The organism is Gilliamella sp. B2785 (assembly GCF_026537005.1).
GTDB classification, from domain to species: Bacteria; Pseudomonadota; Gammaproteobacteria; order Enterobacterales; family Orbaceae; genus Gilliamella; species Gilliamella apicola_E.
This window is the reverse complement of sequence record NZ_JAFNNC010000006.1, coordinates 157,923-184,282: the sequence shown is the minus strand read 5'-3', so window position 1 is coordinate 184,282 and position 26,360 is coordinate 157,923. Positions and strand designations below refer to the sequence as shown.

22 protein-coding genes and 2 tRNA genes are annotated in these 26,360 nt (G+C 34.4%); 18 read left to right on the top strand and 6 right to left on the bottom strand.

What is annotated here, in order from left to right; all coding sequences use genetic code 11:
• Window positions 1-31: 31 nt before the first annotated feature.
• The 15 genes from J3U24_RS08595 (at window position 32) to J3U24_RS08525 (ending at window position 13,272) form a co-directional block, all read left to right on the top strand.
• Window positions 32-1,660 carry a Na+/H+ antiporter gene (locus J3U24_RS08595; protein ID WP_065562106.1) on the top strand — a complete coding sequence of 543 codons (1,629 nt, stop codon included), beginning with the start codon at window positions 32-34 and terminating at the stop codon, window positions 1,658-1,660.
• Window positions 1,661-2,167, top strand: a complete 507-nt coding sequence (ubiT, locus tag J3U24_RS08590; protein WP_267337558.1) for a ubiquinone anaerobic biosynthesis accessory factor UbiT — start codon at window positions 1,661-1,663, stop codon at window positions 2,165-2,167. It abuts the gene before it with no gap.
• Window positions 2,168-2,426: 259 nt separating this feature from the next.
• Window positions 2,427-3,488 (top strand): alpha/beta fold hydrolase, encoded by a 1,062-nt coding sequence (locus J3U24_RS08585; RefSeq protein WP_267337559.1) that lies wholly within the window; start codon window positions 2,427-2,429, stop codon window positions 3,486-3,488.
• 232 nt (window positions 3,489-3,720) lie between these two features.
• Window positions 3,721-5,157, top strand: a complete 1,437-nt coding sequence (sbcB, locus tag J3U24_RS08580) for an exodeoxyribonuclease I (protein ID WP_267337560.1) — start codon at window positions 3,721-3,723, stop codon at window positions 5,155-5,157.
• Between the two features lie 106 nt (window positions 5,158-5,263).
• Entirely contained in the window at window positions 5,264-5,707 is a 444-nt protein-coding gene (locus J3U24_RS08575; RefSeq protein WP_081303336.1) for a CidA/LrgA family protein, read from the top strand.
• Window positions 5,704-6,393: a CidB/LrgB family autolysis modulator gene (locus J3U24_RS08570; protein ID WP_220226032.1), complete on the top strand. Its 690-nt coding sequence runs from the start codon at window positions 5,704-5,706 to the stop codon at window positions 6,391-6,393. The genes J3U24_RS08575 and J3U24_RS08570 overlap by 4 nt, the downstream gene beginning before the upstream one ends.
• A gap of 1 nt (window position 6,394) precedes the next feature.
• Window positions 6,395-7,042 (top strand): ElyC/SanA/YdcF family protein, encoded by a 648-nt coding sequence (locus J3U24_RS08565; RefSeq protein ID WP_065734101.1) that lies wholly within the window; start codon window positions 6,395-6,397, stop codon window positions 7,040-7,042.
• Between the two features lie 292 nt (window positions 7,043-7,334).
• Entirely contained in the window at window positions 7,335-8,063 is a 729-nt protein-coding gene (gene artP / locus J3U24_RS08560) for an arginine ABC transporter ATP-binding protein ArtP (protein ID WP_220226030.1), read from the top strand.
• Between the two features lie 29 nt (window positions 8,064-8,092).
• Window positions 8,093-8,827, top strand: coding sequence for a transporter substrate-binding domain-containing protein (locus J3U24_RS08555; RefSeq protein ID WP_065562113.1), 735 nt, complete (start codon window positions 8,093-8,095; stop codon window positions 8,825-8,827).
• An 84-nt stretch (window positions 8,828-8,911) separates the two neighbouring features.
• Complete coding sequence (artQ, locus tag J3U24_RS08550) at window positions 8,912-9,682, top strand: arginine ABC transporter permease ArtQ (protein ID WP_218059990.1); 771 nt, start codon at window positions 8,912-8,914, stop codon at window positions 9,680-9,682.
• 9 nt (window positions 9,683-9,691) lie between these two features.
• Window positions 9,692-10,369, top strand: a complete 678-nt coding sequence (gene artM, locus J3U24_RS08545; RefSeq protein WP_065562114.1) for an arginine ABC transporter permease ArtM — start codon at window positions 9,692-9,694, stop codon at window positions 10,367-10,369.
• A 1-nt stretch (window position 10,370) separates the two neighbouring features.
• On the top strand, window positions 10,371-12,206 hold the full coding sequence (gene uvrC / locus J3U24_RS08540; RefSeq protein WP_267337561.1) for an excinuclease ABC subunit UvrC: 1,836 nt from the start codon (window positions 10,371-10,373) through the stop codon (window positions 12,204-12,206).
• A 107-nt stretch (window positions 12,207-12,313) separates the two neighbouring features.
• Window positions 12,314-12,868: a CDP-diacylglycerol--glycerol-3-phosphate 3-phosphatidyltransferase gene (gene pgsA, locus J3U24_RS08535; RefSeq protein WP_065734099.1), complete on the top strand. Its 555-nt coding sequence runs from the start codon at window positions 12,314-12,316 to the stop codon at window positions 12,866-12,868.
• A 221-nt stretch (window positions 12,869-13,089) separates the two neighbouring features.
• Window positions 13,090-13,177: transfer RNA gene (locus J3U24_RS08530), tRNA-Leu, on the top strand.
• Between the two features lie 19 nt (window positions 13,178-13,196).
• Window positions 13,197-13,272, top strand: a tRNA-Gly gene (locus J3U24_RS08525).
• Between the two features lie 292 nt (window positions 13,273-13,564).
• Here the strand turns inward: J3U24_RS08525 and J3U24_RS08520 are convergent.
• Window positions 13,565-13,945: a VOC family protein gene (locus tag J3U24_RS08520; protein ID WP_065734095.1), complete on the bottom strand. Its 381-nt coding sequence runs from the start codon at window positions 13,943-13,945 to the stop codon at window positions 13,565-13,567.
• 126 nt (window positions 13,946-14,071) lie between these two features.
• Between J3U24_RS08520 and J3U24_RS08515 the strand changes: the two genes are divergently transcribed.
• Window positions 14,072-15,031, top strand: a complete 960-nt coding sequence (locus J3U24_RS08515) for a helix-turn-helix transcriptional regulator (RefSeq protein ID WP_267337563.1) — start codon at window positions 14,072-14,074, stop codon at window positions 15,029-15,031.
• Between the two features lie 17 nt (window positions 15,032-15,048).
• Here J3U24_RS08515 and J3U24_RS08510 read toward each other — a convergent pair whose 3' ends face one another.
• On the bottom strand, window positions 15,049-15,903 hold the full coding sequence (locus J3U24_RS08510; RefSeq protein WP_267337564.1) for an aldo/keto reductase: 855 nt from the start codon (window positions 15,901-15,903) through the stop codon (window positions 15,049-15,051).
• A gap of 460 nt (window positions 15,904-16,363) precedes the next feature.
• Entirely contained in the window at window positions 16,364-18,694 is a 2,331-nt protein-coding gene (locus tag J3U24_RS08505) for a TonB-dependent hemoglobin/transferrin/lactoferrin family receptor (protein ID WP_267337565.1), read from the bottom strand.
• 365 nt (window positions 18,695-19,059) lie between these two features.
• On the opposite strand from J3U24_RS08505, the gene J3U24_RS08500 reads away from it, so the two are divergent.
• Complete coding sequence (locus J3U24_RS08500; protein ID WP_220226022.1) at window positions 19,060-19,506, top strand: LexA family protein; 447 nt, start codon at window positions 19,060-19,062, stop codon at window positions 19,504-19,506.
• Window positions 19,503-20,762, top strand: a complete 1,260-nt coding sequence (locus tag J3U24_RS08495; protein WP_267337567.1) for a Y-family DNA polymerase — start codon at window positions 19,503-19,505, stop codon at window positions 20,760-20,762. The genes J3U24_RS08500 and J3U24_RS08495 overlap by 4 nt, the downstream gene beginning before the upstream one ends.
• Window positions 20,763-20,873: 111 nt before the next feature.
• Here the strand turns inward: J3U24_RS08495 and J3U24_RS08490 are convergent, their stop codons facing one another.
• The 3 genes from J3U24_RS08490 to J3U24_RS08480 are packed head-to-tail and all read right to left on the bottom strand — an operon-like array spanning window position 20,874 to window position 25,895.
• Window positions 20,874-22,004: an ABC transporter permease gene (locus tag J3U24_RS08490; RefSeq protein WP_267337569.1), complete on the bottom strand. Its 1,131-nt coding sequence runs from the start codon at window positions 22,002-22,004 to the stop codon at window positions 20,874-20,876.
• Between the two features lie 5 nt (window positions 22,005-22,009).
• Entirely contained in the window at window positions 22,010-24,808 is a 2,799-nt protein-coding gene (rbbA, locus tag J3U24_RS08485; RefSeq protein ID WP_267337570.1) for a ribosome-associated ATPase/putative transporter RbbA, read from the bottom strand.
• A 13-nt stretch (window positions 24,809-24,821) separates the two neighbouring features.
• Window positions 24,822-25,895 carry an HlyD family secretion protein gene (locus tag J3U24_RS08480; RefSeq protein WP_267331058.1) on the bottom strand — a complete coding sequence of 358 codons (1,074 nt, stop codon included), beginning with the start codon at window positions 25,893-25,895 and terminating at the stop codon, window positions 24,822-24,824.
• Window positions 25,896-26,360 lie beyond the last annotated feature (465 nt).

Below are 26,360 nucleotides of genomic sequence, written 5' to 3'. Positions count from 1 at the left end.
AACTATATATGGGATAACTAAAAGAGTAGCTATGGAACTATTTTCAACAATATTACTAATAGTATTAATTGTATCACTTTCTGGTGTCATTATAAAAATGTTACCAATACAGATCCCATTGCCTTTAATGCAAATACTACTAGGTAGTATTCTTGCCGCATTAGGTATTTATTTAGAGTTTAACTCAGACCTATTTCTTGTACTGTTCATTCCTCCTTTACTATTTGCTGATGGACGTAAAACTTCTGTAAAAGATTTTGTCCATAATGTACGAGAAATTGTAGGGCTAGCCTTGGTTCTAGTGGTTATATCAATTGTTGCTCTGGGTTACTTACTACATTGGATGCTACCAGATATTTCAATGCCAGCCGTATTTGCATTAGCAGCAGTATTATCACCTACCGATGCCGTCGCACTTAGTGGTATTGTCGGTAAAGGACGAATTGAAAAAGAGAAGATGGAAATCATTGAAGGTGAAGCCTTAATGAATGACGCTTCTGGCCTGGTTTCCTTAAAATTTGCACTTGCAATTGCAGCGGGTGCATTTGAATTCAACTTATTACAAATCAGTATATCCTTCTTCGTGGTTGCTTTAGGTGGATTAGCTGTTGGGGTGATATTCACTTGGTTATATGCTCGTATTTTGCGTAAAATAAACCAACTAACAAACAATGATCCCGCAATCCAAATCGTACTATTATTCTTACTACCATTTGCCGCTTATATCATTGCTGAAGAATGTCACTGTTCCGGTATTTTAGCTGCAGTAAGTGCTGGTATGACAGTTAACCACTCAGGAATGATGCGTAATGCCCCTTTAACAACTCGCTTACAATCTGATAGTGCATGGTCAATGTTAACGTTCGTATTCAATGGATTTGTTTTTGTTCTATTAGGTATTCAGCTTCCAAGTATTTTAAAAAATACATTTGCTGAAAACCAAACCGATGCATCAATTGAATTATGGCAACTATGCTTAATTGTATTGTTCGTTTTTATAGTATTAATGGGCACTCGATTTGCTTGGCTTTGGGCTATGAAAAAAATGCCAACAATGCCATTTGGCACAAAGCGTCCATTAGCATTTAATTCATATACCACACGTGATTTATGGATATCTACTTTTGCTGGTGTCCGCGGAGCGATAACACTAGCTGGTGTATTATCTATTCCAATAACCATTGCGGGCAGATATCAACTCGTATTTATTGCTGCTGGTATTATATTAGTATCATTAATATCCGCTATTATCATGTTACCAATTTTATTACGTGGTAGCGTGATCTTGGATAATTCCGAACAAGACAACGAAATATTAACCGTAAAAGGACAAATGGCTGAAGAAGCTATTGTTAGTCTTGAAAAAATGCAAACTAGCCTTTTACAAGAAACGTCTGAAGAAGGCCTAGATCAAGAAATTATCCACGAAGTTGGTTCACGTGTTATAGGTTCATTAAGACGTCGAACTGGCTTAAAAGATTTAGAACAAAAAGCTCTTGAAGCTGAAAATCTAGAAAGACGTATGCGTTTAGTCGCAATTGGGGCGGAGCGCACCGCATTACTTCAAATGAAAGTTCGTGATGAAGTTAGTGAAGAAGTTTTCGAGCATCTAAATACTGATTTAGATATTTATGAGAAGATGATCTCTGGAGATGCGTAAATGATTGGCAATAAACACCAATTTCTAGGAAAAATTCATTCACAATTTGTCGATAAAGCGCCACAAATGTTGGGTATGACATTACAATGTATACCCTTTAGCGTTAAAAAAAGAGCTATTGAACAATTATTACAATTGCAATTCAAACATTCACTTGAAGATGGCGAGCTAGATTTTTTAGAAAATCGTTGGCTCAAAATCCAAGTTATCGATCTTCAATTAGTCTGGTTTGTCAGCTTAATTGATAACAAACTTGTGGTTAGCCGCGAAGAAATACCTGATGTAAGCTTCATCGGCAATGCCAATGACTTAATAATGATAGCAACTAGACGACAAGATCCTGATACATTATTCTTTCAACGTCGACTCATTGTTGAAGGCGATACTGAATTAGGGCTCTATGTAAAAAACTTAATGGACTCGATTGAAATCGAAGCTATGCCAAGGTTCTTAAGATTAACTCTCGAAAAGCTAGCTGATATCATCGAAAGCGCACCCAAAGACTAAAAATTCTATTAAATAACTTCAAGAAAGGGAATTAATAATTCCCTTTTACTAACTTAAAGAACTTTCCGTTTATACTTAAAATTCATATTCAAATTTAATTATTTAATGTAAATAAACGTATTTTTATTGGATGACTATCATTTAATAAATTATTATAGAAACTAACGTTGGAAAAAATTCATTCAACGTAAATATTACCTTCCTACCCTATCTCTTACACATATGATTCATAACGTAATTATGAAGGAGAGAGCCACATATGAATAATATAAAAAAAGCGCTACTATTTTTTATTTTTCTTGTTTTCGCATCGCAAGGATATTGTTCCGAGTTCTATAACCGAAAAGAAGGTGATTATATTATTGAAAAATTTAAATTTAATGATGGTAACACGATTCAAAATTTAAAAATTCATTATGTCACTATCGGCGACCCTAAAGGAAAGCCAGTATTAGTTTTACATGGCACAACTGGCAATGGAGATTCAATGCTTAATGACAGTTTTGGTCATGCCTTATTCGATAAAGGAATGCCGTTGGATGCTGAAAAATATTTCATAATATTACCTGACGCTATTGGTACAGGTCAATCTTCGAAACCCTCTGACGGTTTGAAAGGAAACTTTCCTCATTATGATTATACCGACATGGTTAATGCTCAATACATACTTTTGAAAAAAGGTTTAAATATAGATCATCTTGAACTTATTATTGGTAACTCGATGGGCGGAATGAATACATGGCAATGGGTAACTATGTATCCTAATTACATGAAAGCAGCAATTGCAATGGCAGCAACCCCTGCGCCAATGTCTAGTCGAAATTGGATAATGAGAAAGATGATCATTAATTCAATTAAAGACGATCCTGATTGGAATAATGGCTTTTATAGCAAACAACCTGAAAAATTCCAAACTGTTTATAATTACTACGATATCGCGACTAACGGAGGTGATATTGCCTGGCAAAATAACGCTTATAACACCCAGAAAACAGAAGAAATATTAGCAAATAAGTTAAAAGAACGAACAACAATGGACGCGAATGATTTTTTATATCAATGGGATGCAGCCAGAAACTTTGATCCAACAAAAGAGCTAACAAAAATTAAAGCATTTATGTTAGTTATCAATTCAGAAGATGATGAAAGAAACCCACCAAACACAGGTTTAATGGAAAAAGCGCTTAAGGATGTTGTTGCTGCTAAATATTATCTAATTCCAGCAAGTGATAAGACCCGAGGCCATGGTACAACCATGAATGCTGAATTATGGATAGAAGAGTTAAAAATATTTCTAAAAGAACTCGATAATTATTACTAATTTAGGAGGATTAGAAAAGTGAATATATTATTATATTCACTTTTTTATTTGAGCTTATCTTCCAATAATTTTATTTTATCCCGCATTACTCTCATTAAATCTGATATAATATAAAATATATAACTATCGATATTTAGTTAATATTTTTCAATATCAGACTTAAATATCATCCTAAAACCGATAAACAAAACAGCTTGATTTAATAAATTAAAATACAAAAAATTATAAAATAATGAAAAATAATTCACAGCAGATAACCTTTTATTTTCACGATTATGAAACTTTTGGCATAAATCCAGCTTTAGATCGCCCTGCTCAGTTTGCTGGTGTTCGAACTGACAGTGATTTTAATATTATTGAAGAACCTTTAGTCATCTATTGTCAAATAGCCCAAGATTATCTTCCCAATCCTGAAGCTGTGCTAATAACTGGAATAACACCACAAAAAGCAAATCAACAAGGTATATGTGAAGCCGAATTCACCAAACAAATACATGAAGCATTTAGCCAACCTAACACGTGTATCTTAGGCTATAATAATATTCGTTTTGATGATGAAGTGACTCGCAACATCTTATACCGTAACTTTTATGACCCTTATGCTTATAGTTGGCGAAACGGTAATTCAAGATGGGACCTACTAGATGTCGTCCGAGCTTGTTATGCATTAAGACCGGAAGGGATTAATTGGCCAATAAATGAATCTGGTTTCCCTAGTTTTCGATTAGAAGATCTCACTAAAGCTAATAATATTAAACATGAACATGCGCATGATGCTATGTCTGATGTCTACGCCACCATTGCGATGGCAAAATTAATTAAGCAAGTACAACCAAAGTTATTCAATTACTTCTTCACACTACGTAATAAAAATAAAGTTGTCGAGCTTATCGATATTGCCAACATGACGCCAATAATTCACGTTTCTGGCATGTTAGGTAGTTATCGCGGTAACATGTCATTAGTTAGCCCTATTGCATGGCACGCAAATCAAAAAAATGCAGTGATTGTTTGTGATCTTACTGGAGATATCGATTCACTGATTAATTTACCAGTCGAAACTATTCGAGAGAAACTCTACACTAAAACTGAAGATCTTGATGTTGATGAACAACGTATCCCATTAAAACTAATTCATATTAACAAATGCCCAATCATTGCGCCATTGGGCACACTATTACCCGATAATGCAAAGCGTTTCGATCTTGATAAACAAAAATGCTTAGAAAATCAACAAAAACTACTGGAAAATCAAAGTTTATTACAAAGTAAAATGCGTGAACTATTTGGCATGGATAATGAATACTCAAATAACAATAGTGATGTCGATGCGCAAATATATGCAGGCTTTTTAAATGGAAATGACTTATTAAATTGTGAAACGATTCGAACTACTCCCCCCCAATTATTAGATAGTTTATCGTTAACTTTTGATGATCCAAGATTAGCAAAATTACTGTTTCGTTATAAAGCTAGAAACTATCCAGAAACGTTAACTGAACAAGAGTTACGAATCTGGCAAGATCATTGTCGTGATAAACTAGATGCAACTAAAGTTCAAGATTATATTCAATCCCTTGAACAACTTGCTGAGATTTATATACAAAAACCTGAAAAGCTGGCATTACTAAAACAACTATATCAATATTGTCATTATTTAGTTGGATAATTAAATGTTACAGGCGTATCATATACGCCTGTTCAAAGTACAATGCCATCTCTTACTATAGAATTGGTAATCATAATTTAAGTTTTAAACAATTAGCATTTAATTTATGAAACACTTTTTAGCCAAACATGCAACCATTAAGCATCGACTTTATTCTTTATACTACACACTATTTAGCTACGGTCGAGGCTTGATTATCCTGACCATTTGCTTATGGGCAGGAAATGTCGTATCTGCAATCTTACCAATCATGATCCCTGGAAGTATTATTGGTTTATTGATTTTGTTCATTTTATTAACTTTTCAATTAATACCAACGTGTTGGATAAAAAATAGTTGTAATCTTTTCATGCGATACATGACGGTCCTCTTTATTCCTGCGGCGATGGGGATAATGGATAATTATTCATTACTCTTAGATAATTGGATACCGATAATTTTTGCTAGTGTTGGTGGTTCAGTTATTGTCTTATATTTAACCGCTTTTTTAACTGAACATCTGCATAAAAAAGTCGTTAAAACCTCCGATAATAGGGAGAACCAATCATGATATGGATGCTACCATTAACCGTTTTGGTATTTTTAATTATTAGAAGAATCTCATTTAAAATTAAAAATCCGTTATTTAACCCATTAGTCATTTCGGTTATTGTATTAATCCCTATTTTATTAATAACAAATACCGAGTATGTTGAATATGTTAAAAACGTAAAAATTATTAACGATCTACTTCCTTACTCTGTCGTTGCTTTGGCTTATCCTTTATATGAACTCATTCCACAAATAAAAGCCCGTTGGAAGTCAATCATGATTATCACCTTCACTGCCTCCATAGCGTCTATGGTAACCGGTGTGTTTATTGCATTATGGTTAGGGGGTAGTAAAGAAATTGCTGCATCAGTATTACCTAAATCAGTGACAACAGCCATCGCGGTCACCATCGCTGGTAATGAGGGTGGCGTTCAATCAATCGCTGCATTATGCGTAATACTTGTTGGAACACTAGGCGGTATTTTTGGTCATCAATTATTGAACGTTGCTAGAATAAAAACACCTTCAGCAAGAGGATTATCAATTGGTGCAGTATCTCATGCTGTAGGTACAGCGCGTTGTATTGAAGTCAATTATAACGAAGGGGCTTATAGCTCCCTATCTCTAGTTTTATGTGGTATTATGACCTCATTAACAGCACCATTTTTATTCCCAATAATGGTATTTATTTTTGATTGGTTTTAGTATGAAGTTAAAAAAACTTATTGCTTATTTTATTGCTTTTTTTTCATTACTACTTGCCTTAGTAATTGGACTCGACTTTTGGATAAGCTATAAGACAGCACCTTACATTTATCACGATGAAAACAAACTTCCCTACCGAACAATTGGTGTTGTATTAGGAACATCTAAATATGTAAAAAATGGCGGAATCAATGGTTTTTATCGCAGCCGAATAGATGGTGCGATTGATCTCTATTGGCAAGGTAAAGTTGATTATTTATTGCTTAGTGGAGACAATGCGCAATTAAATTATAACGAACCCATTATGATGCAGAAAGATCTCATAAAAGCAGGCATCCCTAAAGATGCCATTGTGTTAGATTTTGCTGGATTTAGAACCTTCGATTCAATTGTTCGTGCAAATAAAGTCTTTGACGCAGATGAATTTACTATTATTACTCAAGAATTCCATTGTGAACGAGCAATGTTTATTGCGTTAGCGCAAGGTATTCAAGCTCAATGTTTTGCTGTCCCTGCGCCCAAAAGTATGAAGTTAGTTCGAATTAGAGAGATGTTTGCACGAGTAAGTGCTTTTATTGATCTTTACATCCTGAACAAAGAACCTAAATTTCTTGGTCCTACCATTCCAATCATTAATAATCAAAATTAATAACATTATATAAATCTAAAAAAAGTTGAGGAACGGGGTTTTTGAACTAAGTATATGGTCATATATCTCACATTATTATTTAATCTTCATGTTTTTAAAATTCTAAATACTGATAATTATACAAATAACTTGATACAACACTAAAATAACGACAATAAAAAAAAGTTGAGGAGCCGGGTTTTTAGCTTAAAAATCAAGCTAAAGTATCGTTGTCTAATAATTTAGATTGCATTTTTATGCAAAAAAAAGTAATATTTAGTCAATTAAAATTTAAATAGTTTATCTAATACTAATGAATATCGAATTAAACCATATTAACTGTTTTTATGGTAAACATCAGGCATTAAATGATGTCTCTTTATGTTACCCTTTAGGTGAAACAATTGTTTTACTTGGTCAGAGCGGTGCAGGTAAAAGTTCTTTACTGAAAGTGTTTAACTTACTTGAAATACCAACGTCTGGTGAAATGACAATTGCGGATTCACATTTTGATTTTTCAAAAAAGATAAGTGAATCAACTATTCGAACTTTACGCAAAAATGTTGGCATGGTTTTTCAAAATTACAACTTATGGCCACATTTAACTGTTTTAGAGAACTTAATTGAAGCCCCTTGCCAAGTTTTAAAACTATCGAAAAAAGAAGCAAGTGAAAAAGCCATGTCAATTTTGGCTCGCTTACAAATTGATGAAATGGCCCATCGTTACCCTCTTCACCTTTCAGGTGGTCAACAGCAACGAGTGGCTATTGCGAGAGCCTTAATGATGGAACCTAAAATTTTGCTATTTGATGAGCCAACAGCAGCTTTAGATCCTGCAATCACATCTCAAATTGCAGAAATCATTAATGAACTGTCACAGACAGGAATTACACAGATTATTGTTACGCATGAAGTCGATTTTGCTCGTAAAGTTGCTTCACAAGTGATTTACATGGAACATGGTAAGATTGTTGAACAAGGTCAAATTGAGTGTTTTGCTCATCCAAAAACTGAAGAGTTCAAAGCTTATCTATCGCATTAATATTAATAAAAATCTGATTGGGTGGATATATGAAAAAAACATTACTAGCTATTATACTTGCAGGATCTGCATTTGCAGCTCAAGCAACTGAAACGTTAACCATTGGTACCGAAGCGACTTATGCACCTTTCGAATTTACTAATGATAAAAACGAAATCATCGGTTTTGATATTGACGTCATGAATAAACTTTGTGATGAAATGAAAGTAACTTGTAACATTGTAAATCAATCATTTGATGGATTAATTCCTAGTTTAAAAACTCGTCGAATCGATGCGGCTATTGCTGGTATAGATGTTACACCTGAACGTCAAAAGCAAGTTGCATTTACTAAAATCTATTATGATGATAGCTCAATCCAATTTGTTACATTAAAAGATTCCTTAACAAGTCTTGATCAGCTAAAAGGTAAGAAAGTTGGTATTCAAAAAGGTACAACTTACTTAAAATATTTAAATGAAAAATATCCTGATGTTAAAGCAGTAAGCTATGATAGCTACCAATTTGCTTTCTTAGATTTAAAAGCTAAACGTATTGATGCTATTGTTTCAAGCTCTTTTGTTGCTGGTGAATGGTTAGGTAAAGATGCTGATATCGTTGCGTTAGGCGATAAAATTACCGATCATGAATTTTTTGGTGAAGGTTTAGGTATTGCTTTACGTCAAGGCAATGATCAATTACTTGAACAATTTAATCAAGCAATCGATAAACTAAAAGCAAATGGCGAATTAGATGCTATTTATAAAAAATGGTTTAGTAAATAATTATTAATAACAAAATCAGTTCTTATTTATCTCGCCGCATATTCTGCGGCGAGTTTATTTTTTAAATTTAACTACGGTTCTTTTATGTCAGAATTTTTTGCACACGGTATAGACTTGTTACTCTCTTCTATGGATGGGTATATTTTGCCGCTTACGAAAGCTACCGCGATTACGTTATCATTAGCATTTGTATCGTTAGTCGTTGGAATGTTTTTTGCGTTCATTTTTACTATTTTAGAATCAGTACCATTCAAACCCGTTGCATGGCTAATGTCGCTATTCAATTTAACCATTCGAGCTTTACCCGAATTATTAATTGTGGTTGCGATTTATACTGGTTTACCACTGCTATTGATGGCATTAGATGATGGCTTTACCGTTCCTCTCGGCTTTACATCGTTTACCGTAAAAATGAGTATTCATAATACCCAACCGGACCCATTTTTATGCGGTGTTTTTGCTTTATCATTACTCTACGCTGTTTATGCTTCACAAACGTTACGCGGTGCATTTAAAGCGATTTCAAGCGGACAAAAACAGGCAGCTCAAGTTTTAGGATTAAGTAAATCTCGAACTTTCTTTCGTATTATCATGCCACAAATGTGGCGACACGCATTACCCGGTTTAAGTAACCAATGGTTAATCTTATTAAAAGATACTGCCCTTGTTTCAGCAATCGCGATAGATGATTTAATGATGCAAACCAAAACAATAGTTGCCCGAACCAATCAGCCTTTTTTATGGTACTTTGTTGCGATGATTATTTATTTAGTGATATCAATTTTAAGTCAAAAAATTATTTCACGTATTGAAAAACGTGCAACCCATTTTGAACCATCAGCCAATAGTCAGTAAGGTTATTTTATGTCTGATAATTTTATTTTTTATCTAAAAATCATTCTTCAAGGTCTACCTGATACATTAAGTCTAAGTATCTTCGGTATATTAACGGCTGGTATTTTGGCTATTGTTTTTTCATGTCTTTTATCGTTAAATTCTAAGCTATTAACGAAAACAATTCGCGCTTATATCATTATTTTTACTGGTTCACCATTATTAGTACAGCTGTTTTTAATCTATTATGGACCATCACAATTTGGTGAATATTTAAGTAAATTTCCTGCTTTTTATGATTTTATTTCTTCACCTTGGTTTTGTGCTTATTTAGCTTTAACGCTTAATAGTGCCGCTTATACTACACAAATATTTTATGGTGCATTAAAATCTGTTCCACAAGGACAGTGGCAAGCATGTAGCGCTTTAGGTATGAACAAAAGACAAACTCTTAAAATTGTCATGCCATATGCATTAAAACGTGCTCTTTCTACTTATTCTAACGAAGTCGTTTTTGTGGTAAAAGGTACAGCCTTAGCTTCAATGATTCCTGTTATGGATTTAATGGGATATAGTAATGCATTAAATGGTGAATACTATGACTTCTCAATTTTTATGGTTGCAGGGCTCATTTACCTCTTGATAAATGGTATTTTAAGCACCATTATGAGGATAATAGAGAAAAAAGCCCTCACCTTTGAAAACTAATATGAGCCAATTTGATACAGCATCTTTTCTAAAAACAGTCCCACATAAACCAGGTATCTATCAAATGTTTAATGATAAAGATACCATTATTTATGTAGGAAAAGCGAAAGATCTCAATAATCGCTTAAAAAGCTATTTCAATAGCAGTAAAAAAACGATCAAAACCGATCGATTGGTAAGTCATATTCATCGAGTTGAATTTACCATCACCAATACAGAGACTGAAGCATTATTACTTGAACAAACTTATATCAAAAAATATCAACCCAAATACAATGTTTTGCTTAAAGATGATAAAAGCTACCCGTTTATCAAATTAAGTAAAGAAAGACATCCTCAATTGTCTTTGTATCGTGGTGCAATTAATCGAAAAAAAGATGAGTTTTTTGGCCCTTATCCGAGTGGATATGCGGTAAAACAAATTCTTGCCTTATTACAAAAAACATTTCCAATAAGACAATGTTTAAATAGCACTTATCGTAATCGAACTCGTCCTTGTTTACAGTACCAAATCAAACGCTGTTTAGGGCCTTGTGTACCAGGCTTAGTTAGCGACGAAGATTATAATGAACAAGTTAATTATGTAAGGTTATTTCTCTCCGGACAATCAGACCAAATTTTGCAAAAAATTACTGTGGATATGCAAAAAGCCAGTAGTGAACTTAATTTTGAAAAAGCAGCTGCATTACGAGATCAGCTACAAGCGATCAAACACATAAATGAAAAACAAGCTATCTATAACAATAATGATAATTTAGATGTGATTGGTTTCCATTACGAACTCGGCTTAGCTTGTATCTATGTACTCTTTATTCGAAATGGTCAAACATTTGGACATCGTTCTTATTTTCCAAAAGTGCCATCTAATACTGAACTAGAAGAAGTGATCGAGACATTTTTAGGACAATTTTATTTACAAGGAAATCAAAATAGAAATATTCCGAAGAAAATTCTTCTCAATTTTTCATTATCTGACAAGCAAGCAATGGAAGATACTTTATCTATTGTCGCTGAACATCAAGTAAAAATAGTTGATGAACCAAAAGGTGATAATCTTAAACTATTAAATATTGCAACAGTTAATGCTCAAACTGAAGTAAAAAATAAACTACTCGAAAACTCAACCATTAAACAACGATATGATGCACTAAAAGAGTTTTTGGGCATTGATAAAATCAATCGAATGGAATGTTTTGATATAAGCCATTTTATGGGTAAAAACACAATTGCATCTTGTGTCGTTTTTGATGATAAAGGTCCCGTTAAATCTGAGTTTCGTCGCTACAATATAAATGGTATCACACCTGGAGACGATTATGCGGCAATGGAGCAAGTCTTAACCCGTCGTTATAGTAAGAAAGATCTTCCTGAAGATAAGATCCCAGACATCATCTTTATAGATGGAGGAAAAGGTCAACTTAACCAAGCGTTAAGGGTTTTTGATAATTTAGACGTAAACTGGGATAAAAACCACCCTATTTTAATTGGTGTGGCCAAAGGTGCTGAACGTAAAGAGGGATTAGAAACACTATTCTTTGAAGCTCATGGAAAAGGATATTATCTGGATTATCATTCCCCTGCTTTACTGCTTATTCAACAGATTCGAAATGCATCGCACGATCATGCAATTGTTGGTCAACGTAAAAAAGGCGTTAAGCAGTTAACTGACAGTGCTTTAGAGCATATTGAAGGCGTTGGTGGAAAAAGACGGCAAGCATTGCTTAAACATTTTGGTGGGCTTAGAGAGTTGAAAAATGCCAGTATAGACGAAATTGCACAAGTTCAAGGTATTTCAAAATCATTAGCTGAAAAAATTTATCTAAATTTACAGCAATAACACATTGAAAAATTAACATTTTTCAGGCAACATAATCAATGAGAAAACCCTGTTTTTTTAATTGTCGCTAACCATTTGATTAATAAAACAATATGAGCTAATGTCACATGAAAATTAACTTACCTACATTCTTAACATTATTTCGAGTAATACTGATCCCATTTTTTGTGTTGGCATTTTATTTAATCCCTCATGAATGGTCAGGCTTTTTTTCGGCATTAATCTTCCTAATAGCCGCAGTTACAGATGTTTTTGATGGTTACCTTGCCCGCCGATTAGGTCAAACGACTAAATTTGGTGCTTTTTTAGATCCTGTTGCCGACAAAATAATGGTAACAATCGCATTGGTTCTTATAACGCAATATTATCAGGCGTGGTGGATTTCTATTCCTGCAATAATTATTGTCTCTCGTGAACTTATCATCTCTGCATTACGAGAATGGATGGCTGAAATTGGCAAACGAGGAAATGTTGCAGTATCTTCAATTGGCAAAATTAAAACAATTGCTCAAATGACAGCATTAACTTGGTTACTTTGGCGTCCTTGCGATCTTGTTATATATGCGGGGCTAGCTGCACTTTTTTTAGCCACAATTTTAACGTTAGTATCCATGTTCCAATATTTATGGATAGCGCAAAGTGACTTATTAGATGAAGAATAATTTATCAAAAAGTCGATAATCGTTACTTTTAGTGTAATTTTGTTATCTTCTGTAAGTTCACAAAATTACACTTCTCAATCCCCAAAAACTCAATATTAAACCAACAATAAGCTAAACATTGAGCAATTAAACAATTAATCCAAAATTTATGTTGACTGAAATCTCAAGATAGGTAAAATGCACTGCATTCAAAGCGGATTACCTTACGTAATAAGTTTTGAGCCCGGGTGGTGAAATCGGTAGACACAAGGGATTTAAAATCCCTCGGCCTTTTTGGCCGTGCGAGTTCAAGTCTCGCCCCGGGCACCATTTAAAACACTTCTCTTATGCGGGAATAGCTCAGTTGGTAGAGCGCAACCTTGCCAAGGTTGAGGTCGCGAGTTCGAACCTCGTTTCCCGCTCCAATATTGAATCAACTACAAACCATTGAAGCCCAAAAAGATCAAATTTTGATTAATGCCTAACTAGTTCTAAACTTGAATGAAATTTGAGAAATATACTTGTTTAAATACAATTAATTTATTAATGTTTATTGCAACTGAAATTATCACCGCAAGCTCAATCAGATTCTTCCCATACGAAATCAAATCCACGAAATGCTCGGGTGCTCCCCCCCTATCTTTTATGAAGTTAATTCCTCATAAACAATGGCTACATAATAAAACACCAATTGTCTTAATTTCTTAAAACATTATTTCACTCAAATTTTGAAGTGTCGGTAGCACAAACACGGAGTCGATGACCATCAGGATCATTTCCTACAAATGTGTATCCGAAATCGAGCATTTGAGGTTCGAGTTCAATTTTGACGTTTAGTTCTTTCCATGTCGCATAAATCTCATCTACTTCATTTTTTGTTACATCACTAAATGACAGCTCAAATCCCCCATAATGATTAGGTGCCTTTGGTGTTATTTTATCGGCCTCTTGAAGTCCCAAAATAAAACCATCATTCAATAAAAATACAGCAAAGCCAGGATAAGTTTTAGCTGGTGGACGCCCTAGTATTTTTGTGTAAAACTCTGTGCTAGCATCGACATCTTTGACATAAACAATAACGCTATTAGGTTTAAACATTTTTCTTTCCTTTTAGTGATAAAAATTAGTTCAATTAATTTTAGTTATCTCTATTTTGATGTAGCATTGCTGACAACTGTATGTCATATTTAAAATTCAATCTAAATTATTTTGCAAACATAAAGCATGAAAATTAATCGTATAATTACTACCATCATGGTATTGCTACAAAGAGAAAAAATAACTGGTAAAGAATTAGCAGAAAAATTAAATGTATCATTGCGTACTATTTACCGAGATATACAAGTTATAGAGGGAGCGGGAATACCCATTATTACCTATCAAGGAAGTGCCGGTGGAATAAGTATTTTAAAAAATTATAAAATTAGTAAAGGTCTATTCACTAAAGAAGATGTCATTGTTTTATTAAAAGGCCTCAACTTATTATCCTCACCGGTTTTAAAAGAAAGTGAAAATTTAAGAACACTCGAGAAAATAAAGAGTTTTTTATCAGAACAAGAACTTGATGAAGTGACAAATAACTTAAATCAACTTATTGTTGATTTATCGCCTTGGTTTTCTAAACAAAATATTGATAACAAAATATCTATTATAAGACTGGCACTGAAAGAGCAAATGCTTTTATCGTTTGATTATTTAAGTGTTAGGAATAAACAAGCCTCACGTTTAATTGAGCCATATAAACTTATTTTTAAGGAAAAAGAATGGTATTTACAAGCTTTTTGTCTAACTAAAAATGACTTTCGTGTATTTAAATTGTCAAAAATGTCAAACATTAGAAAAACAAACACTAAATTTATTAAGCAGACAACGCCTGAAGCATTCTCTTTATTCCAAGCGGATATGAAAAAAAAGATTTTTAAAATAAAATTGCTAATAGATGAATCGCTTTTGGAACGTATTTTAGATTTTTGTGATGAAAAAGATATTAAGAAATTAAATGGACAACAGTATCTTGTAGATTTTAACTTTATTGATGATGACTACAGTTATGGCATTTTACTAAGCTTAGGTCATAAATGTATTTGTTTAGAGCCTGAGCATATACGTCAAAAACTCGTTGAACGAGCGGAAAAATTAGTTAAATCTTACAAAGAAACTGTCAATCCATTTATGTCAAATTAGCCTCAATAACTAAAAATTTAAACATCTAATCTCCGGCTGGTTAACCATTTTACTTTTTGCGGATCTCGATGATCAAAAAATTGACTTGTATTTATATCAAGCGCTGCTATTTGTTGCATATCTTTATCCGAAAGCTCAAAATCCCAGATATCTTGATTTTCAATTATACGCTCTTTACGCACAGATTTAGCCAAGCTGGCAATACCTCGTTGTGCTAACCAACGTAATACCACTTGCCCTATTGTTTTACCATATTTAACGGCAATTTGACCTAACACCGGATGGGTAAATAAACCATTTTTCCCTTCAGCAAACGGTGCCCAGGCTTGAGGAGTTATGCTCTCTTTTTGCATATAAGGCACGGCTTCAAGCTGTTGTTGGAATGGGTTAACTTCAATCTGATTTACGGCAGGAATAATGGAATGAAATGCAGTTAAATCAGCTAATCTATCTGGTTGAAAATTACTTACGCCAATAGCACGAGTTTTACCTGCTGAATAAAGCTCTTGCATTGCTTGCCAAGCACCATGAACATCACCATAAGGTTGATGAATTAAATATAAGTCAACATAGTCTAATTGCAAACGATTTAATGAACGTTCAAATTGAGCCTTAGCACCACTGTAATTGGCATCTTGCAACCATAACTTAGTCGTAATAAATAATTCTGCTCGATCAATCCCATGTGCACGAATAGCATTACCAACTTCAGTTTCATTTTGGTAACTTGCAGCTGTATCAATCAACCGATAACCAGAATCAATTGCATCATGTACGGCTGTTTCACACTCTTTCTTATCGGTCATTTGAAAAACACCAAACCCTAAGATAGGCATTTCGATACCATTATTTAATGTTATTGTTTTTTTCATAGCCCATACCTCAGTTATTGTAGTTAGCCTATTATTAAACAGCTTACTACCATGATAAAGTAGGTAAAACAACATGCACTAATGAAAAATTTTCATTAATTAGCTTAGGTTTTTTATTAAAATATCACGATATTCAAGCTTGATGAAAAGCCCGATAAGGTCATTAAAAAAAGTGACAAGTAATTTCAATATCGAAAATTATTTAATCTGAGATATGTATGAAGCTAATATAATTCATATATCAATCAGCACTCACACCCCTCTTTTAATCGTTTAATGCAGATTCAATCGCATGTGGCGGATCATATTAGATCTTTTTGAAATGCTTATTATGTGTTTAACTACTCAGTGATTTTTATTGATGCCTTATTTATATAAGGCATCAATACTATTTTTTTAATAGTTTAACCTGCAATACTTTTTAACTGTTTAAATTTATCAACTTAACGCTAGATAAGTATTAAAATTTATATGAAAAACTTGCTTTAAAGTTGCGTGCTAAACCATAAGTATTTTCACCTAAATATAGTCGATAATCTTTGTTAAAGATATTATCAACGGCCAGTTTAACTTCAGCTTTCGGTAAAAATGTTGGCTGCCAGGTTACAAATAAATTATGTAATGAATAACCTGATGAACGACCTAAACCATACGCCCCAAGATCAGCAAACCCATCATGATTTCTATCTTCTGACCCTGTTCGATCTTGTTTTCTGACAAATTGAGCATTCCAACCTGCTCTTAAATTCCATTGAGGAATTTTAAAACCGGTAGTTAAAGTTGCTGTACGAGGTGAAATTGTCGCAACATAAGTTTTGTTATGCATCCATGGAGCTTGTGGCGCGGTGTCTCGCTCTCCTTTTTGAATGGAATAAGTTGCACTAGCAAACCAATATTTACTATCATAAAAGGTTTCTAGTTCAAATCCTTTTACCACTAACTTACCGGGCAGATTTCGATAATTAGATTGGCCTACCGGACACAATTTACCCGGTCCACAAATAGAGCCATTAAAACCACGAGTAACAAAAATTTCGTTAGTAACACGCTGTCTAAATAATGTGCTTCGAACTTGTAATTTATCATCATTTAACATTAGATTATTGAAATCGAGGATATTTCCCAATCGGATTGATAAATCACGCTCTTTTTTCAAATTGCGACTGGTTGCAGAGATTTTACCACTACCGCCATTTTTAGGGGTGAATTGAACCTCATAAGTTTCATCAACAGTCGGCGCTTGCCATGCATAACTGATATCACCAAAAAACCCGATATTTTCTGTCGCTTGCCAATATGAACCGAGTCTTGGCGTCCAACCGGTATAGGTAACAGGCGCATAATTGTGTCCGTAACGCGGATCGGGATCATTATAAGCTGATGCATAATTTTTCTTACCATGATTACGAACATAATCGTATCGAAGGCTTGGCGTTAAGACAAAATTGCTAATCGATAATTCATCTTGTAGATAAAAACTATAAGTTTGTTGTTTTCCCGAAGGCATATAAGCAGGTTGGAAATAACCATGATTATAATTTGGTTTTTTCTCGTAATTTTTGTAATACATCAAGGTATCACGATCATGCAAATGCACTTGCGCACCAATTTTTAGAAGATTATCAATTGGTCCTGTATTAAAAATACTGTTATTTTCAAGCTCAACAGTTTTATCAGTGTAACTGACCCAACTCTCATTGCCCATGGTACCTAAAGAAGCAACCGGATTATATTTGGCCGGCCTCATATCATGTTGCTTTGTTTTTGAATACGTGGTGCGTAAGGTAAAATCGACTAATGGATTATAAGTTGGTTGATAGTTCCATTTAAATTGCGCTGATTCATCTGTTTGATCACGTTTGACTAATTTTCGTAGCCAAGCTGCTCTATATCCATATTTTTTAATTTGGGCAGCAGTTGGTGGCGTCATCTTTTCAACATATTTTGCTGCCCACGGCTGCCATGAATCTCGTTTTGAGCGGATACCGGATATCGTGAACGTATGCTCTTCATTGGGTCTAAAATTTAATTTCCCCATATAAGTGTCCATATCATCTTCTGAGAATTCAAATCGAGAACCATCCGGTCTTTTAAAATTGCCACTATCGCGGTTAGTGTAGTAAAACAACCCATCAAACATATCATCTTTTGTTCTACCATAAACAGCACTTGTTACCATATTTTGATGATTATTTGAATGGAAACTATATTTAACCAAAGCGCCAACATATTTATCAGGATCGAGTAAATCAATCGCATCTTTAGTTTCCATTGTTACTACCCCACCAAAGCCACCATTACCAAATTTGACATCATGCGGGCCTTTATTCACTTCCACCCGTTTAAGTAATTCCGGCTCAACAAAAACCGAGCCTTGTTGGTATTTTTGGAAACCTTTTTGCGCACCATCAACAATGATTTTTACATCTTCTACTTTACCAAATCCCCAAATATTTAATGTCTGTCCACCCGGTCTAACCGAACCGGCGGCGCTCACGCCTGGTAATGTATTGAGTAATTCGGCTACATTATCCGCTTGCTTTTGTTCTATCAAACCCGATGTAAGTGTTGATCGTCCGGCAATAACACTATTAATTTTTTTCAATTGATCTTGTGATCTTGCTATAACGGTAATCACATCATCAATATCTTCACTACTTACGTTATCTTTATTTCTTTTTATTTGTGATTCTTGTTCATCTTCTGGTGAAGTATTCTCGCCACTTGAAGGTTCCGCTTGAAGAGAAAAACTCATACAGAGCAATAATATACTTATTTTTTTATATCCCATACCTAGTTCCTTTTAAAAAGCACAGTTATTAAATAAACACGACTAAATTAATATTACCCACATAAATAGTAATGATAATCATTATCATGTAGGGTTAGGGAGTATAGTTTTTTTAGGTATAAATAAATAGCAAAATTTGAATTTAATTTATCTCTCGATAAATTGAAAAGTAAGCACCTAAGTCGTTTAGCTAACAACTTTACTTGTAAAACAACAGATTATCTTTTTTTAGTAATCTATTTTTAATTTTTTACACTCGTTTTTATTGAATTAAGTATTTTATACTGTATATTTATACATATATCTTTTTTTTATGCGAATAGATCTCCGCTATTCGTTTTTTATTGTTTTTTAGGAGTGTTTTCTTGAATAAATATTGTGTTGTTCTTGGGCAAGCTAATAGCTCTCTTGCGACTTATTTGCCTTTAGTTGATACGCCAGTAAGAGCCGGATTTCCCTCACCTGCTGATGATTATTTAGAAACAAAACTAGATTTAACTAGCCATTTAGTTAAGCACCCTAGTGCGACTTATTATATTAAAGCGATTGGTGACTCAATGATTGATTACGGTATTTACAGTGGTGATCTGCTTGTTGTTGACCGATCTTTAGAACCGAAAATAGATGATATTGTTGTCGCAGCTGTTGACGGTGAACTAACTTGTAAGTGTTTAAGTTTTATTAATGGCGAACATCATTTAGTATCAGGCAATAGACTTTATCCACCTATTTCACTAGCAGGGAAAGAAGTCCATATTTGGGGAGTCGTAATACATACGATTCACTCCCTACGAAAGCGAGGACATTCATGATTGGGCTAATTGATTGTAATAATTTTTATGCATCATGTGAACGAGTCTTTAATCCCAAATTAGAAGGAAAACCTATTGGTATCTTATCTAATAATGATGGTTGCGTAATCGCCCGTTCTAATGAATTAAAACCCTTAGTACCAATGGGAATGCCTGCCTACAAAATTGAACCCAAAATTAGAAAAAAAATTAAATTATTGAGTTCTAATTATGAACTTTATGGCGATATGAGTCAGCGGGTATTTGATACCGTTCGTCATTATACTGCAGATATTGAACCTTACTCTATCGATGAAGCATTCATCCATTTAAATGGATTTAACAATGTGTTAACTCATTGTCAAAATTTAAAAACAATAGTAAAGCGTGATACAGGTATCCCGGTGAGTATTGGTATTGCACCAACTCGAACGTTAGCAAAATTAGCTAATCATATCGCCAAAAAACAGCCTATTCATCAAGGTGTTTATTGTTTACCGACTAATCAAGAAGCGATAAAGACGATATTAAAGCAATTCTCAATTGAAGATATATGGGGCGTTGGTTGGCGAATTGCTCAACGGTTAAAAGTATTAGATATTCATACCGCTTGGGACTTACATCAAGCTAATTTAAAACAAATTAGACAGTTATTTTCTGTTGTCCTTGAACGTACAGTACTTGAACTACGTGGTATTAACTGCATTGAATTAGATGATTTATCTACACCTAAAAAAAATATTATGACATCGCGTAGCTTTGGTCATTTAACGAGTGATCTATTTGATATACAAGAAGCAATTCGAGTACATGCAAGCCGTGGTGCAGAAAAACTAAGAAAGCAAAAATCAGTTGCTAGTGCAGTACTGGTCTTTTTAAAGACTAATCGATTTCGGCCAGAATTACCTCAATATAATCCATCAATTGTCGTTCCATTATTGTCAACAACTGATGATTCGAGATTAATCATTCATGCCGCTCAAAAAGGATTACAATCCATTTATAAAAAAGGCTTTTTATTTATGAAATCAGGTGTGATGCTACTTGATCTAAAAGCTAAAGATGATTATTGCCAATCCGATTTATTTATTCCTGACATATCAGAAACGCAAAAAAGTGAACAGCTAATGAAAACAATGGATTACATTAATCAAAAGATGGGAAAAAATACTATTCACTTAGGCGGTATAAGACAAACCGCAGCTTGGCAAATCAAGCGAGATATGCTTAGCCAGCGGTATACAACGCGTTGGGAAGAGTTACCTTTTGCTAAATAGATAATTAATAATAATTTAAACAATGGATATATTTGATCATTTCAAACAAGTATATCCATATTTTTAAGTGCTGAACAAAACCGATTGAATCTTATGTTCAGCACGTTTATTCTAAGAACCCATATTAACAATTGAACTACGAAAGCGTTTAAGCGCAATAAGAAAGAACACACTACCAATAGCTAATAACCAAGCATAAGATGTCCAAACAACACTAAAGCCAGCTCCTCGATACAAAATTGCTTGCCCTAATTCAACAAAATGCGTTGTTGGTGCAAACAGCATGATATTTTGGACCACCTCAGGCATACTTTCACGTGGTGTACTACCACCAGAAAGCATCTGTAAAGGTAGAAGAATCAAAATAAATAACATGGCAAATTGTGCTGTTGATTTAGCGACAGTAGCCATAAAAATACCAAGTGACGTTGTCACGAATAAATGTAGAGCAGCCCCAATTAAAAACAAGGTAATCGAACCTTCAATCGGAACATTTAGCCAACCATGAACAACAACTAAGAGTGCCCCCCATGTTGAAACAAGCACGACAAGCCCCATCGACCAAACTTTTGATATCATGATCTGAAGTGGTGTAACTGGCATTGAAAGCAAGTGATCGATAGTACCATGTTCACGCTCCTTCATTAAAGCTGCGCCAGTTAAAATAATCGACAACGTGGTCACAATATTGATGATTTCCATAACGGAACCAAACCAAGAACGGGTCAAGTTTGGATTAAATGCAGCATGAACTTCAATATTCACCGGCAAACTGGTGGGTTTATCGATTTGATTGAAATATCTTGTTATTTCGTTGGTCACAATTTGGGTAATATAACCATTCCCAACAAAAGCCTGCCCCATTCGTGTTGCATCAATATTAAGTTGAATTTCTGGACTTTGATTATTTAACACATCGCGTTGAAAGTTAGGCGGAATATTCAATGCAAAAGTATAACTATCGGTATCCATACCTCGATCAACTTCATCCATAGAGTTTAGTTTTACCGGTTGGTTAAACATGGGTGGATAAAACGCCGCAATAATTTGTCTGGATAATGGCGAATCATCTTCATCAACTACCGCAATCGACGCATGATGAAGCGAGTCTGAAGTTGCTGTTGCTGCAGTATAGATATCAAGCGTAAAACAGTAGGCAATTAACAGCAACATAATTGGATCACGAATCAATCCCCATAACTCTTTAATGCCTAAGCGATAAATATTAATAAAACTTTGCATAATATCTATCCTTCTTGTTTCTTGAGGAGGAATATACTTGCACCAAGTATAATCGGTATGGTGATCAGCAAGGCAAATATTGAGTTATGTAAATCAAAAAATCCTAATGCCTTATTAAAGACTCCTCGAGCAATAATAAGCATATGGGTTGTTGGATAAACTTCACCAATATATCGTCCACTACCTTCTAAAGATGCAACCGGATTAAGCAAACCAGAAAATTGTATCGCTGGTAACATGGTTCCAACACAGGTTAAAAAGATAACCGCAATTTGACTGCGTGTTACTGTCGAAGCAAGTAATCCAAAGCCTGTTGCAATAATACAATAAGCTAATCCAGCCAAACACAAAATTAACAAGCTGCCTTTAATTGGTACGCCAAAAATTGTCACCGCCATAAGCAGCAATAATAAAAAGCTAAGCATCGAAATCACAATATATGGAACCTGCTTACCTAATAAAAATTCAGTTTTGGTAACAGGCGTAACATATAAGTTAATTATCGACCCCATCTCTTTTTCACGCACTACGGATAGTGCAGCTAACATCGATGGAATCATTAATAATAAAATAGGAATAACCGCCGGTACCATAGCTTGTAAACTTTTGATATCGGGATTATAACGATATCGAGTTTCGATATTTGCCAATGAACTTGATGTTGTTCCGGTAGTCATTTTAATTTTGTCACTTAACCAAGCAAGATGCATTCCTTGTACATATCCTTTAATCGTATCGGCACGCAAAGGCATTGCACCATCAATCCATATTCCAATACTAACCGGATCACCACGTTGAATATCTCGACCAAAATTTGGTGGAATCTCAATAGCTAATGCTATCTCATTACTTCTCATCCTATGATCCATATCATCATAATCAAGGATTGGCGGTTTCTCGATAAAATAGCGCTTAGATCCAGAAAGATTGGTAATATAATTTTGACTGGTAATAGTTTGATCACGATCTAACACCGCAAAATTTAAATCTTCTACATCCATGGTGATACCATAGCCCATTACCAACATTAAGATAGCTGAACCTAAAAGTGCCAACAAAGCTCGCAATGGATCGCGCGATAGCTCTAAAGTTTCACGCCACATACACCCAATCATACGAGTTAAGCTAAATCCCTGTAGGTGAGCATCTTGCGTTGTATTAGCTTGTTTATTGGTTAAAGTTTTAGGCTCTTCACTTGCTTTTTCATCACTATTGGTATCATCTGCACCAGCATCAACTAAATAACGAATAAAAGCTTCTTCCAGCGTTTTAGCATTTTTGGAATGGATGATATTATCAGGAGTATCACTGGCTAATACTTTACCAGCATGCATGAGTGAAATCCTATCACAGCGTGCCGCCTCATTCATAAAATGGGTAGTAATAAATACCGTAACTTTATCTTTTCGGGAAAGTTCGATAATTAAACGCCAAAAGTCATCCCGAGCAATGGGATCAACCCCGGAAGTCGGTTCATCTAGGATAAGAATCTCAGGATTATGAACCACCGCAACAGATAAAGAAAGTCTTTGCTTAACCCCTAACGGTAGACTATCTGGTAAACTTTTTAATTCATTTTCCAAGCCAAAACGCTTAACTAACTCCTCAACTCTTGCAGGAATTTTGCTTTCTTCAATACCAAATAGACGGGCATGTAAAACTAAGTTTTGTTCAACCGTTAATTCACTGTAAAGCGAAAAAGCCTGAGACATATAACCTAAATGACGTCTAACATTAATATCACTTGCATCAACCGGTTTACCAAATAACCAAGCTTCACCTGAGGATATTGGTAATAACCCTGTTAACATCTTCATCGTTGTGGATTTACCGCAACCATTAGATCCTAAAAAACCAAATATTTCGCCTTGTTTGATTGAAAAGTTAACATGGTCAACCGCAATAAAATCACCAAATTGCTTGGTTAAACCTTTTGCCTCAATCGCCACTTGTAAATCTTTATTTAAATCTAATGGGGGAATTTCAACCGATTCATAACCTTCTCTAGCATCTTCTGGCATCAATTGAATAAAGGCATCATCTAAATTATCTTTACCAGTTTTGGCTAATAATGCTTGAGGCGTGCCTGTTTCAAGAATCTTACCGCCATACATTGCAACCAGCCAATCAAAGTTTTGCGCTTCATCCATATAAGCTGTTGCAACAATCACGCTCATTTGTGGTCGTTGTTCACGAATTTTATTGATTAATTGCCAGAATTGCGCGCGAGAAAGAGGATCGACCCCTGTTGTTGGTTCATCAAGAATAAGTAAATCAGGATCATGAATCAAGGCAGAACATAAGCTGACTTTTTGTTTCATCCCTCCAGAAAGGCGACCAGCGGGTCTAGATAAAAAAGGATACAACCCAGTGCTTTTAGTTAACTCATCAATACGACGTCGCCTTTCAGCAGCATCGTTACCAAATAAACGAGCAAAAAATTGCAAATTTTCTTCCACTGAAAGTGTAGGATAAAGGTTTTTCCCTAACCCTTGTGGCATATAAGCAATACGGGTACAGACGTTTTTACGATGGGATTTATCTTTCATGTCACCATCTAAAACGTAAACTAATCCCTCTTGAATGACATGTGCGCCCGCTATTAATGATAATAAGCTAGATTTACCAACACCATCAGGACCAATTAGTCCCACCATACATCTAGGCGGGATGGCAATACTAACATCATTAAGCGCACACGTTTTTTTATAATGTAACGATACATTACTTACATTTACAACAGCATCATCAATGGCCTTACCTTCAGCAAGTAACGTCAAATCCTTTTTATTTGACTCCGACATATGCTATCTCCAATTATTTAGTTTGGCATTTTGCAACATCAGATAAACCTGAAGGCCACTCCGTATTAGGATCTAGTCTTACCCAAGCCACACCAGGAAGGCCGGTTTTAACATGAGTTATATAGCATTTTAACAATTCTGGACTTAATTGTGCTTTCACTCTAAACATGAGTTTTTGACGTTCATCTTTAGTTTCAACAGTTTTAGGCGTAAATTGCGCAACGCTTGAGACAAATGAAATTTTGGCTGAAATTGCTTTATTGGGTAAAGCATCAAGAACCAATCTTACTTCGTCACCAATTCCGACTTTACCTGCAATTGTTTCTGGTAAAAAGAAAGTTAAATAAACATCTGAAAGATTAACCAGATTTAACACTTTACCGCCTGAAGGTAAAACTTCACCTGGTTGAGCAATGCGATATTGAATACGTCCATCAACTGGTGCAGTTAATGTACTGTCATCAATATCCGCTTGGATTTGATTAATATTTGCTTGCGCTACGTTTATTGCTGATTTAGCACTTTCTACACCGGCTTGTGCAGCTTCAATGGCTGCATCGGCAGCGGTAACTTGTGATTTAGCAGAGTCTAATGCTGCTTTTGCACTATTTACTTTAGCGGTATCATCATCAAATTGTTGAACTGAAATTGCCCCTTTTTGATAAAGGGCTTTTGTTCGTTCTAAATGCTTATTGGCAATATCTAAATCACTTTCTCTTTGAGTAACGCCAGCTAAAGCAGCCACTTTGTCACTCATTTTTAAGGCAACTTGAGCTCTAGATGTCGCTTCATTACTCAAGGCTTGTCGATATTGTGCTTGAGCTTCATTTAACTGAGCTTGTAATGTATCTGTTTGCATAACAACTAAAGGTTGACCCGCCTTAACAAAATCACCCTCATCAACATTAATTTTTTCAATTCTACCGGCTAACTTGGCTGAGATATTGATTTCAGTTGCTTCGATACGTCCATTACCGCTAGTAAAATCTGAACCATATCCATCAGGCTTAAATTGTTGCCATAAGATAAATCCAATAGCAACAACTACAACTGCGATAATAATCCATTTTTTATTTATTTGTTTCATGAATAACACCTATTCTAAAGTAACAATTTATAATAAATATTAACGAAAAATTTAAACGTTATAATCTATTTATTTTCAATTTACGCATAATAGCAAATGTTTTTTACAAATAGAATCGACTCTAAATGTAAACGCAGTAAATGCTAAAAATCAGTAAATTACTATTGGGAAAAGTTAGCATTAGAAAATCATCACCATAATAAATCACTCTAATTCGATCTAAAAAAGTGTTATCACAACTAATAAATTCTTTTATAACGCATCAATATCGGTCTCAACTTTAAATGGAAAGTGATGTACATTCACAAAAATGGCAACCTAAAATAATTTAATCTTCACTTCCTATTATTTTATAAGTGATTAATAATTAATTTTTTAATTCATGCTGATATAAAATAAGCTATCATGTAAACCATTTTGAATTATCGTATTTTGAATCTTAGTATTTTGCATTCTAGTATTAAC